13 protein-coding genes are annotated in these 13983 nt (G+C 35.2%); 3 read left to right on the top strand and 10 right to left on the bottom strand.

The window, feature by feature from the left end:
* Window positions 1–587: 587 nt before the first annotated feature.
* The 6 genes from I7822_RS14770 to I7822_RS14745 form a co-directional block, all read right to left on the bottom strand.
* Window positions 588–1316, bottom strand: a complete 729-nt coding sequence (locus tag I7822_RS14770) for a hypothetical protein (RefSeq protein ID WP_207979428.1) — start codon at window positions 1314–1316, stop codon at window positions 588–590.
* A complete protein-coding gene (locus tag I7822_RS14765) occupies window positions 1313–2062 on the bottom strand; it encodes a hypothetical protein (RefSeq protein WP_207979426.1) in 750 nt (249 codons plus the stop codon). Before I7822_RS14765 ends, I7822_RS14770 begins: the two co-directional genes overlap by 4 nt.
* The gene (locus I7822_RS14760) at window positions 2040–2942 is read right to left on the bottom strand and encodes an ABC transporter ATP-binding protein (RefSeq protein ID WP_207979424.1); all 903 of its coding nucleotides are present in this window, start codon (window positions 2940–2942) and stop codon (window positions 2040–2042) included. Before I7822_RS14760 ends, I7822_RS14765 begins: the two co-directional genes overlap by 23 nt.
* The gene (locus tag I7822_RS14755; RefSeq protein ID WP_207979423.1) at window positions 2942–3325 is read right to left on the bottom strand and encodes a GntR family transcriptional regulator; all 384 of its coding nucleotides are present in this window, start codon (window positions 3323–3325) and stop codon (window positions 2942–2944) included. Before I7822_RS14755 ends, I7822_RS14760 begins: the two co-directional genes overlap by 1 nt.
* A gap of 307 nt (window positions 3326–3632) precedes the next feature.
* Window positions 3633–4052 carry a hypothetical protein gene (locus I7822_RS14750; RefSeq protein ID WP_207979421.1) on the bottom strand — a complete coding sequence of 140 codons (420 nt, stop codon included), beginning with the start codon at window positions 4050–4052 and terminating at the stop codon, window positions 3633–3635.
* A 70-nt stretch (window positions 4053–4122) separates the two neighbouring features.
* On the bottom strand, window positions 4123–4659 hold the full coding sequence (locus I7822_RS14745; RefSeq protein ID WP_207979419.1) for a phosphatase PAP2 family protein: 537 nt from the start codon (window positions 4657–4659) through the stop codon (window positions 4123–4125).
* Between the two features lie 285 nt (window positions 4660–4944).
* Between I7822_RS14745 and I7822_RS14740 the strand changes: the two genes are divergently transcribed.
* A complete protein-coding gene (locus I7822_RS14740; protein WP_207979417.1) occupies window positions 4945–6150 on the top strand; it encodes a M20 family metallopeptidase in 1206 nt (401 codons plus the stop codon).
* Between the two features lie 215 nt (window positions 6151–6365).
* Here the strand turns inward: I7822_RS14740 and I7822_RS14735 are convergent, their stop codons facing one another.
* The 4 genes from I7822_RS14735 to I7822_RS14720 all read right to left on the bottom strand — a co-directional run bounded on the left by I7822_RS14735 (window position 6366) and on the right by I7822_RS14720 (window position 10918).
* Window positions 6366–7871 (bottom strand): flotillin family protein, encoded by a 1506-nt coding sequence (locus I7822_RS14735; protein WP_207979415.1) that lies wholly within the window; start codon window positions 7869–7871, stop codon window positions 6366–6368.
* Between the two features lie 373 nt (window positions 7872–8244).
* On the bottom strand, window positions 8245–8955 hold the full coding sequence (locus I7822_RS14730; RefSeq protein ID WP_207979413.1) for an EcsC family protein: 711 nt from the start codon (window positions 8953–8955) through the stop codon (window positions 8245–8247).
* Window positions 8956–10185 carry an ABC transporter permease gene (locus I7822_RS14725; protein ID WP_207979411.1) on the bottom strand — a complete coding sequence of 410 codons (1230 nt, stop codon included), beginning with the start codon at window positions 10183–10185 and terminating at the stop codon, window positions 8956–8958. It lies immediately after the preceding gene.
* Window positions 10178–10918, bottom strand: a complete 741-nt coding sequence (locus I7822_RS14720) for an ABC transporter ATP-binding protein (protein ID WP_207979409.1) — start codon at window positions 10916–10918, stop codon at window positions 10178–10180. The genes I7822_RS14725 and I7822_RS14720 overlap by 8 nt, the downstream gene beginning before the upstream one ends.
* A 1111-nt stretch (window positions 10919–12029) precedes the next feature.
* On the opposite strand from I7822_RS14720, the gene I7822_RS14715 reads away from it, so the two are divergent.
* Together I7822_RS14715 and serC are read left to right on the top strand one after the other, a co-directional pair.
* The gene (locus tag I7822_RS14715) at window positions 12030–12452 is read left to right on the top strand and encodes an HIT family protein (protein ID WP_207979406.1); all 423 of its coding nucleotides are present in this window, start codon (window positions 12030–12032) and stop codon (window positions 12450–12452) included.
* A 304-nt stretch (window positions 12453–12756) separates the two neighbouring features.
* Window positions 12757–13842, top strand: a complete 1086-nt coding sequence (gene serC / locus I7822_RS14710) for a 3-phosphoserine/phosphohydroxythreonine transaminase (protein WP_372442163.1) — start codon at window positions 12757–12759, stop codon at window positions 13840–13842.
* The last annotated feature ends 141 nt before the right edge of the window (window positions 13843–13983 follow it).

Genomic DNA, 13983 nt, shown 5'->3' with positions numbered 1-13983 from the left:
AATAAGGGTTAGACCAGAGGGGACTGAAAAATACATTCAAAGAGATAAAAGAAGCTACTGAACTACTACATATAAGTTCATAGCTTCTTTTGTTATTAGTATATTGATGAAAATCTAGGCTACTATCAAAATGCGTTCCTTTTTTAACAGTCTAATCCTAATGAGCATCCTTTTTTATGAAAATAATATCTAGAATCTAGAAATAGATCAGCACTTTAATTTCATTTTTCTTGCTCTTTTACAGAAGATGAACTCATTTCTATCCGTGTACCTAAGTTATGGCGAGCTTGAATTAGTGCTAGTTTTTCCTCATATGTTGCTTCAATCACAATTCATACCATTAATAAAAAGGCTCTTTTCTAAGAGATTGTTGCTTTTAAAACAAAAACTATTTGGTTGATTGGAGCGGAAGTGCGAGACTCCTGCGGGAGTAGCGGGACAGGTGAGATCCCACAGGCGTTTACGCCGAGGAGGCTCACCGCCCGCCCCGCAGAAAGCGGGCAACTCTCGCTGCAATCAACCACACCGCATTACTTGGTAATTGGTAATTAGCAACAAAGTTTGCTAAAACAGCCATAAAAATAGAATTATTGTGTCACAAACTTGAAGTCTCCATTAACATCCATATCCTTTGGAACACGAATATAAAGTACATTCTCAGCCCAAATATGATCTTCATCGATAAATGAATCTTCTAATCCCTTTTCTTCAGTAAACTGAGAAATTGTAAATTCTTTATCGAATTTCCCGAAGTGAATTTCTACAGCATTTGTGTCTCTAATCGTTAATTCACCTTCTGCTAATTCTAAAGTTAAAGGGCGAATATCATCCGTAATATCCAGGTTTTCAATAATAGTTCTTGTATGATATTGTATTACCTCTACTCTATCATCATTTACATTTTTTCTTTCTACTAACGTAAACAACGTTCCAAGCTGTTCATCCGATATAGTGACATCAAGCTGTTTTTCTCCGTAAGTAAAATCCCATTGATTTTTTATCTCAACGCCATCAATATTTTCCTTGGTTATTTGTTTTCCCTCAGAAGCAGCCATCGTTAATAAACGTCTTGCCTTCTCGACTTTCACTAGTTCATCCTGATTATCAACGATTTTATTTGAAGTTGAAGATCTCTCAATCGGAAGCACATAAAATAATCCAACTGCTACAAGTAACAAAACTCCATAAATACTTAACATCCATTTCAAGTTAAGCTTTTGAAAAAATGGTACCTTCTTAATAACATTAACCATCTTATAAATCATTACGATTATTAATAATAACAGTACAAACGGAATAATTGTCGTTAAAATCATTGTCTCACCTCAATCTTATTTGACAGAATAATAGAAACATAAAATAAAAAACTTCCAGCAGCGATTACCTTTAAGAAAAATACGAGTAATGAGGCTTCATCTATAAAAAATTTCCCTATCTCTAGTAAAAAGGTTGGCTCTCCGTTCCTATTCCCTCCTAAAAATAAATAGCCTAAAAATACTGCGGGAAGGATAATAGTGAACCACTTACTTAATTGCACAAGCATTCCAACAAAATATCCTAAGGATGCTAGTAAAAACACATAAAGGATGCTAGCAATAATCCCTACTATTAATTCTTGAATACTAATAAATGTTGTCGCCACATTTCCATCATCTAGAATAAAGTACATGATAACCTTAAATAAAATTCCAGAAAGCATAGTAGTAATTCCCCCGACGATACTAGCAAATAGTAAAAAAACAATATTTGAAAGGTTACTGCTTAATCGATTAGACACAAAAACAAAGTCATCGTTTCGGTAGGCTTTTGTCGTAATAATAATTGCACTTATCAAGGCCCATATCATTGTAAAAATTATGATGATATCTCCTGTATAATAGCTAACATTCAGTGAGAAACCATTAGAACTAGTACCCATTGATCTACTACCGGTCGTTGATAAGAGAATTCCAATGATTTGTATGGTTAGCAATGAACTAAAAACACTTAAGTAAGCTTTTATTTTATACATAAACTGTTTCTTCACTATATCAACTAACTTAACCTCTGTTAAAAACATCATCAATCCCCCCATTCGTTTTACTCGTTAAATATGTACATAAATCGTCTGAAGCAACTGAGGTCATTTCAACACCCTTCAATCTATAATTTTCAGTCTCAAACTCTGTAAAATTATTTTCTACTACAACATAGACGCCATCTATACCTATTCGTTTTTGATGAAGAATTTCTCTGCTACAAACGATTTCCATTACAATATCTTCTTTACCATTTATCCCAATTGCATATTCCTTCAAATCCGCAACTGGAAGATGCAAGAGCTTTTCACCATCCTTAATAAGCAATACATCCTCTAATAGATCCTCGATTTCATTTAATAGATGACTAGATAGGATGATCGTTCGAGGGTGGTCAATATAATCCTTTAGTAAGGCTCTATAAAAATCTTTTCTTACGGAAGAATCCATGCCTGTTGTTGGTTCATCTAAAATTGTTAATGGACATCTTGCAGCTAAGCCTATTATCATATTAAAAGTACTCTTCATACCTTTAGAAAGAGTATAATAGTGCTGCTTTGGATGAAAAGAGAAATAGTCAAAGAGACGATCAGCAAGCTCTTTATCCCAATTTGCATAAAAAGTACGAGCTGATTGGAGAATGTCTTTTAGGGTTAACGAGTTTGGGAAGTATTGCTGATCATCAATATAGATTCTGTTAGAAGAAACCTTCAAATTGTTAAACGGTTTTTCTGAAAAAACGTGTACCTCTCCAGAAGTTTCGTGGATAAACCCAGCGATTAATTTCAAAAGCGTTGTTTTTCCAGCACCGTTTCTACCGATAAGACCCGTTATTTTATTTTTTTCTATCGAGAAGGACAAATTATTCAACGCTTTTTTCTGTCCATATACTTTCGAAACCTCATTACAAACGACGACCTTCATTATACATCCCCCTTGTCTTCATTATTCGCTGCTTTAATCATCTGTAGCAATTCATCTTCACTCACACTTAACCGCTCTGCTTCCATAACAATTTCCCTAACTAATCTTTTCAACGTTCGATTTTTCCGTTTGTTGAGAATAATGGAATTTGCATCAGTAGAAACAAACATTCCAAGGCCCCGCTTTTTATATAAAATCAATTCATCAGCCAAAATATTTAATCCTTTCGCAGCAGTTGCCGGATTAATATTGAACATGTCTGCAAGCTGATATTGTGAATAGATTTTTTCATTCTGTTTGATGTTGCCACTCAAAATCTCTGTTTCTAGCCATTCTGCTATTTGAACATAGATTGGTTTTGTACTATCTGTATTTAAAATCAAGCGCAAGCCTCCTTTCAAACCTCTTTCCATATAGTGCATTACTGTTGTAATGTACTATATAATAATTTCCAATATAATGCAATAACTAAACTTAAGAACAAAAGCGCAAGCGCCTTAAACAGCCCCGACAAGCATAAGATAATTTAGAATAGAAGGCGTTCTTTGCCTTCAATTCTAAATTATCTTATGACCTCGAGGGGCTAGGCGCTGGAGCTGGATGCCAAGCGCTTATCCACAGTACAAGAATTTTATAATTTCCTGGTGACAATAAAAAACCCCTACAGGAAGTAGGAGTTTTCTTATCTTTCTATTCCATCATATCCTCAATCTTTCCAGAGTCTTTTGAAACATAATACCAACCATATGTGGCTGTATGAGAAATATCATCATGTGTCACAATTTCATAAACATGAACCACATACTTATTTCCTTCCTCATGATCAACCTCCACATGCAATGTAGTATGTTCTTCCAAGCCGAGATGTTCACGAATTAATCTGACCGCGTCCTTTTCATTTACAGGGGGAAGCTTCTTGGCTTTTGACTCCTCTTGATCTTGATCATTTTCATTTGCCGTTTCCATTTCAATCTTATTTTTTTGCCCAGATTGTTCTGTTTCTTCTTGGTCGTTAACATTATCTAATGTCTTCCCAGCCATTCCATAAGAACACGCTACAACAGTCTGTATCATAGCGATTAGTAAAATAAGACTCAACAGTTTTTTCATGAAGTGATCATCTCCTCGGATCGTCATTTCCAACTTATGAACCTAGCTACCTGTTAATATAAAAACGACGTTATAGAGCAACGTCGTTCTTACCTTTCCTTCGTTCAATTTTCGTATGTAAGACCTGATCTATTGAGATCATCCCTATTAATACAAGTCCCCCAGCTATGTAACCACCTATAATGTCAGTGAGAAAGTATTCCCCTTCTAGTAGTCTACTGAAACCAATTAAAATCAGTAACAAGCTAGTACTTATTAGAATTGTTTGTTTAACTTTTATTGTTTGACTTGCTCTTATTAAATAGTATGCAATCATGCCAAATAATAGTAGTCCAACCATTACATGTCCACTAGGAAAACTAAAGCCGTCCTCGATATGCTCTGGAAATGTAGGACGTTCTCTTTCAATGAGAGCTTTTAGAAGCTTGTTCCCTACATTCCCAATCAGAACAGATAAGAACAAAACGGTTGCAGCTTTAACATTTTTTTGAAAAATGATAAATAATAACATGGATACAAAAAGAACTGTTACAATCCCTATAGTAGTACCTAGAATACCAACCCATTTTATAAAACTTACTAAAGGTTGATCATGTAAGCTATACAATCCCTTCCCGATAGTTGAATAAATCGCACTGATTGTATTCACTTTGATAAAAATAATTAGTAGAATTAATGCCAGTGTTAACAAAGACGCAAAATATTATTTTTTCATAATATTCCTCCAACCCTCATTAAATTCTTGTAATTTTCAAATTTTTTAACTACAATCGAGCTAATATAAATTCCTTTTTTATTTTAATACATTTCAATTTCAAGACATATGCTTTTTACACAACTTCTAGATTTACAACCATATTATTTATACACTAAATCAATAAGGAGGAAAATTATGCTTGATCATCTATGGTCGTCACTGGATATCCATTTTTCAGAAATGGTAGAGATCCGTCGCTTTTTACATATGCACCCCGAAGTATCCTTCAAGGAAGTGAACACAGCGAAATATATAGTGGATTATTATAAGAAACTTGGTGTTGAGGTAAGGTCAAATGTAGGTGGTAACGGTGTTGTGGCAACAATAAAAGGGGATTTACCAGGTCCAACAGTTGCATTACGAGCAGACTTTGATGCTCTGCCCATTCAAGATGAAAAAGATGTTGAGTATAAATCTACTGTACCTGGTGTGATGCATGCTTGTGGCCATGATGGTCATACAGCAACATTACTTGTGTTAGCCAAAGTTCTGTTCAGCAATCATCATCTGCTAAATGGTAATATTGTTCTTATTCATCAGCATGCAGAAGAATATGCGCCAGGTGGAGCAAATTCAATGATTAAAGATGGTTGCTTAGATGGAGTAGACGTCATCTTCGGTACCCACCTTTGGGCAAGTGAGCCTGTTGGAAAAATTCAATATCGAGTAGGACCTTTTATGGCTGCGGCTGATCGCTTTGAAATCAATATCTTAGGTCAAGGTGGCCACGGAGCACAACCTCATAAAACAAAAGATGCAATTCTCATTGGTTCCCAAGTAGTTACCAACTTACAGCAAATTGTTAGTCGAAAGGTTGATCCCATCCATTCAGCAGTCGTAACTGTTGGCTCATTTGTTGCAGAAAATGCCTTTAATATCATTGCAAACTCAGCGACACTAATCGGAACTGTTCGGACATTTGATGAGGCTGTGCGTTTACAAATTGAGCAAGAGATCGAACATGTCGTTAAAGGTACTTGCTTAATGAATGATGCCCAATACAATTATCAATTTACTAGAGGATACCCTGCTGTTGTGAACCATCCTGTCGAAACAGTATTTCTTAAAAGCGTTGCCGAGCAAGTACCTGGTGTTTATGAGATTGAAGAAAGTCCATTACAAATGGGTGGTGAGGATTTCGCTTATTATTTGCAGCATGTGAAAGGTACATTCTTTTTTACTGGGGCAATGCCTGCAAATAAAGATAATGCCTACCCACATCATCACCCTAAGTTTGATATCGATGAAAAGGCGCTTCTCATTGCTGCAAAAACTTTATGTAAAGCAACAATTCAGTATCAACTAGATTCAGTGAATAATAAGCCTGTTTCAATATCTTAGTCTCTGTTAAACTTGGTTGTTGATTTCCGCTGCAGGCGTTCTCTCTTATCAACAAAGTGCCAAAATCAACAGTGAGCTTTATATCTTAAATTAATGATCAGCCTTTATCCCAAAAGAAAACAGGCGCTTTCTAATTTAAAGAAAAGCGCCTGTTTTTTGAACTACTATTTTATTAATTTAGGAGATTTTTTGTACCACAGTGATCCCCATTTGTTTTAAGATCCCATACTCTTAAGATCATCATCAATTGTTACATCTTCTACCTTGCTATTGTCTGACGGCTCTGTAGCTAAGACTGTAGGTGCACCTTGATTTTGATTTCCATTTGACCTTGAAACATATGATTTTAATAATTGAGCTACATCAATACCTGTCATTTCCTTTAAAGGCTCCTGCATGTCTACCATCGTTCTTGTAATGCTCTTCCCAAAAGATGGGACACCCTGTCCGTTACCTGAGTCAATAATCTTAACTGAATCAATATTGTTAAGTGGTTGAGCAATCTTTTCAGCAAATACCGGTAGCATTTCAATTAATTTCTCAGTGATAATAACATCGCCATGTTTTTCCATTGCTTCAGCTAAAAGCTTACGAGCTTCAGCCTCGGCTTTACCACGTTCACGAATAACATCAGCTTCAGCAGAACCCTCTTCCCTGCGAATTTTCGCTTTCGCCTCCCCATCAATTTCAGCTTTACGTGCCTCAGCTTCGGCTTTACGAGTTGTTTCATAGTATTCAGCATCAGCTTTTGTTTTCCGAACTTTACTTTCTTCTTCCTCAAGCTTAACTGCACGTTCACGTTCTAGGAATTTAAGAGTTAATTCCTCTTCTTTTACTTCTTTTGCTAATTTTGCTTTTTCTAACTCATAGGATTGTTCTGATTTCGCTCGAGCACGTTCGGTTTCTTCTTTGAAGGCTGCGTCTTTAATATCCTTCTCCTTTTTAGATTCGGCAACGGCAATTTGACGTTTGTATTCTTCTTCTTTTGCCTCTTGATCAGTTTGGGCCTTATGGATCCTGGTTTCACGTTCACTGTTCGCTTCAGCAATTTCAGCTAGTTTTCGAACCTCAGCAATACGTGGTCTACCCAAGTTTTCTAAGTACCCATTTTCCTCATCAGCATCACGTAAGTCTGTAAGACCTAAGGACGTAATTTTGAACCCCATTAAATCTAGTTGCTTTTGAGCAACCTCTGATACATCATGATTGAATTTCTCTCGGTCACTGTTAATATCTTCTACGGTCATCTTAGAGAGAATCGCACGTAGGTTACTTCCGAGCACCTCAATGATTTCAGCTTCAATCTCTTCTTGATCCTTACCTAAAAATTGTTCAGCATAATTTGCAATCCCATTTAATGTATCTGCAACCTTAACCATCGCTACAGCATCAGCAACAATCGGTACACCACCATTTGTGTAAACGCGTGGAGTGGATAGTTTTAACTGAAACGACGTAAGATTAACAGGTGTTGATGTTTGGAACCTTCTTAAGCGATATCCTCCACCTCTGATGATTTTCATTGAACGTCCTTCTTGATCAGTGAAAATATTTGTTTCTTTCTCAGGGTCACCTAACTTCGGACCTGTGATGATTAAAGCTTGATTGGATCTTGCTGTTCGGTAACGATATCTTACCCAAAAGAAATACCCAATACCTCCAAGTGCTGCAATAATCAATACTGGAATTAAAAACATAAGTACTCCAATGAAATCTAACATTCTCGCTTCCCCCTTCTAAAAAAGTAATCTAATTAAACCCTATATATGTAGGGTATTAAACTAAAACTTTAGAATTTCTATATGAGCTTTTAACTTAGTTCTTTATGTCTTTACGTTGTACAACTTAGTACTGGTCACCTATAACTAGTTACATATACTTATACGAATAAAAAACAGTAAAGTTTCATTTTTATTGTAAAGATAAGGAAATTCTTATTGCATTTCCACTCACTTCAAACTTAAACACTCATACAAAAATAAAGAACAGGCGCAACCCTTTTTTAATGGTTCACGCCTGTTTATGAAAAAATATATAGTTTGCAAATCTGTTCTGTATCTAGGAAATGTTGCAACATCATTTCAAATTCTCTTTTCAATGATTCGAAAAAATCCTCAATCGAAAGCAATTCATCGCGCATTCACCTAACTGCTGAACTAAATGGTAATTAGCAACCCCTCCAACTACCGCCCCGATACCTGGGAGTATTTGCATAAGCTTTATGACATCGATGTAATCCCTATACTCTTGCTGAAAAATGCGCCAATCTAAATCCTTTACTTCGTGCTTTTTCGTTTCCCACTGTTCAATTAGGTCAAGAAGTTCTTCCTTATGTGTTTCACTTGAAAAGGCAAGCTGAAAAATGTATAAAAGAAACAATCTTTCCTCATATTCCTTTGTGCTGTAACCATATATACTTGCTACCTCGAATAAAAATTTCATTTTTATACTTAGGAATAACGGAAAATCTGCTAATCCTAATAGAATACCACCAGCACCTGTTGATGCACCTTCAATCGCAGCTGTTTTCTTAAATGTATCGATTGATTTTAGAACTAGTTGTTCACGTTCTTCAAATGTTTGGTTTTCAACCTTCTTCGGAAATGTTGTGATATTAGAACCTACAAGTGTAACCTGAACCATCTTCTTAATACTTTCAGTAATGGTATGATGGACCTTTTCCGGTATAAACTGATTAAACTTTACCTGTGCCTTTTTAGAGGATCTCTCTAGAAAGGAAGGCTTTCTCATCAGCTTTTGTTTCCATAATCTAGCCTCTTCTGCCATTTGCGTTTCATAAGTCATTTAGTAGACATCCTTTTCACTCTTATTTAAACGATTTTTCATATAAACAAGAACGAACACACTAACAAACAACACATCCACACATACAGTCAACACAAAAATGTAAATTGTTGATGTAATGAGATTAACAACAGAATAAATAATTGTTTGTACCATTAATATCCTGAAAATAATTTTAATAAAACTACGTAATCTATTCTTATTGGCATTGGGGTAAAGATTTGGTAGTTCCAGTAATTCAAAGTGCTTATACAAACTCATAATTTGAATCCCAGTTAAAAACGTAAACACAACCATAACTATGGAACTTCCGATGAGCTGTTCATTAATAAAAGTTAGAATGACACTTCCGATAATTGTAAGTCTAATTATTATTCCGAAATAATCCCCTGAACGCAGTAGAGCTCGAAGATATAAATACTCATACACATTCTCTTGATGATAGTTCACCTGCTTCAATATCCAATCGAGATATTTTCGACGTTTTGCTCCTTTTTTCAATTTCGGAACATCTGTAAATAAATTCGCTATTTTATAAAAAGATTGTTTCTTTTCTTCTTCTTTTTTGATCAACTGATCCCATTTAATTGCTTTCGGCTTCACAAGCTTAGAAAAATATCCATCATAGCCTGCCATTAATAGAAATAGGACGAGCACAAATACGTATTGTTGGGAAAGGATAAAAAAGATGACACATACATTCATTGTAAATCTAACGAGAAGGTCACTCCACTTAGCCGCCCAATCTGTAAAATACCCCATCTTCCAGCTTATGCGCAAATTCCAGTACTTAACAATAAGCAACAAAATTATGCTAATAAGTAGCACACGTCCGTTTATATTAGCTACTTTAAAATACAGTGGGGAAAACAAAATGATTCCAACAATAATGATAAAGCTTTGAGTAATCAAACTATAGGAAAAAGCTTTCTTAAAATAACTTTTTAACTTATGTTCCATAGGCAGTAGGAAAACCATATCAGCTTCTATTAACAGGGTACGGACATTAGAGGAAATCACAATTAACGAAAATATAATCGTCATGATTAGTATGGCTGGAAAATTTGGAGACAATGTTTCAAGCCATTTTTGATAAGTTATTGCCCCACCTGCTGCTAAAAAGATAAAGACAAAAAGAAGGTGGTCATTTAACATATACTTTAAGTAAGCCCTTGTTTCATTTATATGGTGATTAACCCTTGTTTTCCAGATTTCATCAATGCTATTCATCTTGATCTTCCTTTGTTAACTGAATATAAAGATCGTCTAGAGTAGCTTCCTTCATTCCAAACTGCTCTCTTAGCTGTACCAACGTTCCCTTAGCACGGATCTCACCATTATGTAAAATAATAAATGAATCACAATACCTTTCTGCTGTAGCAAGAATATGAGTTGACATTAGTATTGCTGAACCTTGTTTTTTTGCCTTTTCCATCATTTCCAGTAACGAGTTAATCGCAAGTGGATCTAACCCTACAAACGGTTCATCTATAATATATAATGAAGGCTCAATTAAAAACGCACACATTATCATTACCTTTTGCTTCATCCCTTTTGAAAAATGCGCTGGAAACCACTTTAATCTCTTTTCCATTCTAAATTCCTTAAGAAGCGATTGAAGTCGTTTTTCAAACGTATCTTTATCTAGACCATATGCCATTGCTGTTAATTCCAAATGCTCACGAAGCGTTAACTCATCATATAGGATTGGTGTTTCAGGAATAAAGCTAAATTGCGAGCGATATGCAGCTGCATCGTCAGCAAAGGTGTTATCATTAATCGAGATTTTGCCCTTATGTGCTTCCATTAATCCAATGATATGTTTGATCGTTGTACTTTTTCCAGCACCATTTAATCCAATTAATCCAACTATTTGCCCTTTATCTACCTCGAACGAGATATCCTTTAAAACCGGATTTCGAGTATATCCACCAGTTAAGTGATCTATTTTTAACAACGTCATTTTTATGTTGTTCTCCTTTTTCTTTTGGCTCTGTTAAACTTGGTTGTTGATTTCCGCTGCAGGCGTCCGTTTCCGCAGGCGGTCCGGGAGCCTCCTCGTTGCTTTGCACCTGCATGAGTCTCCCTTGGACTCGCACTCCAGCGGGAATCTCACATTTCCGCTCCAATGAGCTTTAACAGAGCCTTTCTTTTTATCTTATCAAAATCATATACACTTGTCCTAATTGAGATAATTTTTTCGCATAATTAACTTCATTAGGGACATCATAATTAGTGAGGAAGGGATAGCTTGTCAAAACGAAACCTTAAAAATGAGGTGTTTGTTCCAGACAACTATTTTTCTCAATAAGGTAGTTAAACATTCTTAACCATTGAAAGTAACACACAGACGAAATGAGGTGTCTACGGGCCGTAATTCTCTTGAATTAGATGCTCGGTATTACAATCATTTTGTGAATGAGGTGTTTGTCAAAGACAATTTCTCTTAATTGTTAAGATTATTTAATCACTTAACAAGGGGATGGTCGTATTGAACAATGGTGATTACCACATCAGATAGCATTTAACAAAATGTTAAACGAGGTGTTTATCAAACACAATTTTCTTCTTTAATTGAAGATATATTGTAACCATTGATAAAGCAACACTTACGAAATGAGGTGTCTACGGGCCGCAATTCTCTGAATTAAACGCTTGTATTTTTACAATCATTTTGTGAATGAGGTGTTTGTTAAAGACAATTTCTTATATTGTTAAGTTTATTATTTAATCACTTAACAAGGGGATGGTCGTTTTGAACAATGGTGATTTTCACATCAGATAGCATTTAACAAAATGTTAAATGAGGTGTTTATCAAAGATAATATCCCAAAACTTTGAGTTTTAACTTCCCTTCTTCAGGAACAGGGTGATCATTCGATTCACCCTGTTCTTTTGTATGCTTTTTAATAGTTGTAACATTTCTTGCTTGTCAGGAGCAGCTCGAGACGCTTCCGCTTTCTGGTGTAACTATGGTAAAATACGGTTATAATTGAAAAAATAACATACTTGCTATACAAATGATGTTGAAAATTGTTCTTTGGAAAATTTTTTATGAAGGTAGTGTGAAAAACATGGGTGATTGTATTTTTTGTAAAATCATTAACGGAGAAATTCCTAGTGCTAAAGTGTTTGAAAACGAGCACGTCTATGCCTTTCTTGATATTAGTCAAGTAACAAAAGGACATACACTCGTTGTTCCAAAGGTACATAAAGAAAATATTTATGAGTTAACTCCTGAAATTGCTAGAAAAGTATTTGAGGTAGTACCACAAATCGCCAATTCAATCAAAAATAAATTTCAACCTGAAGGTTTAAATTTACTCAATAATAACGGTGAAAAAGCTGGACAATCTGTCTTCCATTATCATATGCACATTATCCCAAGATACGGAAAAGGTGATGGATTTGGAGCTGTTTGGAAACCTCACACAGATGAATACAATTCTGAACAACTACAAGAAATTGCAACTTCTATCAATGACGGGATCTCATAATAATGACTAAAAAATGACTAAACCAAAATTGCAAAAGCAGTTTTGGTTTTTTATATAGGACGATTCTAACAAGACCATTTGGATTTTTATTGATCGTAAAGAGAATACTTATTTTTGAGTTTAAAAAAGTAGAGAAACAAAATTTCCTATCTCATTTTACTGTGATATGTGTATTTTCTCCCTATTCAAATGTTGTTATCGTTTTCATGATCAACATTCACAAAGATGAAAATATTCAGTCTATATTTCCTTATCTATTCATGATAGGATATGAGTATTATTTTACGTACAATCAAGGAGGGCAATTAAATTGCGAGCTTATAACTTTAATGCAGGACCAGCAGCTATTCCATTACCAGTGCTTGAACGTGCACAAAAAGAACTAGTCAATTTCCAAAATACTGGAATGTCTGTTATGGAACTTAGCCACCGTAGCAAAGATTATGAAGATGTGCACAATCGTGCGAATACTTTACTAAGAGAGCTTCTAGGAATACCTGATACGTATGAAGTTTTATTTTTACAAGGTGGAGCCAGTTTACAATTTACAATGATTCCAATGAATTTTCTTCAAGAAAACAAAACTGCCCATTTTATTATGTCAGGCGCTTGGTCTGAAAAAGCTTTAAAAGAGGCGAAAGTTTTTGGAGAAACTCGCATTTTAGCATCAAGTAAGGAAGCTAAATATGCTCATATTCCAGGAGACTATTCTATGGAAGATCTTGAAGATGGAGCATACCTACACATTACATCAAACAATACGATTTACGGGACCCAATGGAATGAATACCCAACAAGTCCGATTCCATTAATTGCTGATATGTCTAGTGATATTTTATGCAAGGAAATAGATGTTGAGAAATTCTCACTAATTTATGCTGGGGCTCAAAAAAACCTTGGTCCTTCAGGTGTTACTGTTGTGATCGTGAAAAAAGACTTTTTAGAAACAGCGCGTACGAATGTTCCAACGATCCTAAAGTATTCAACACATGCTGAAAGTAACTCTTTATATAACACACCGCCAACTTTTGCGATTTATATGCTTTCACTAGTATTAGAGTGGGTTAAGGAACAAGGTGGCGTTAAGACTATACAAAAAATCAATGAAGAAAAAGCTGGCTACATTTATTCTGCAATTGACGAAAGTGAAGGCTTTTATAAAGCACATGCTACAGAGGACAGTCGTTCTTTAATGAATATTACCTTTACCCTACCTAATGAAGAATTAACGAAGAAATTTCTTCAAGAGGCGAAAGATCGTCAGTTTATCGGTCTTGCTGGCCATCGCTCCGTTGGTGGTTGCAGAGCTTCTACTTATAATGCAGTTCCAAAAGAAGCATGTGCGGCATTAGCTAAATTTATGACTGAATTTAAAAATCAAAATCAGTAAATAATCCTTCTTAGAGGTTGACTCCAAAGGGTCTAACCATCCAAACACAATATATAGCATCTTTTGAATCAACTTCGAGACTATATATTATGTTGGATCGGTCTGCTCCTTTGATTTTGAGTCAACCTCTTCTTTTTTTTC

This window comes from Metabacillus bambusae, assembly GCF_017497975.1.
Taxonomy (GTDB): domain Bacteria; phylum Bacillota; class Bacilli; order Bacillales; family Bacillaceae; genus Metabacillus; species Metabacillus bambusae.
Note: the sequence above shows the minus strand (reverse complement) of the source record. Positions and strands in the feature narration are given on the sequence as shown.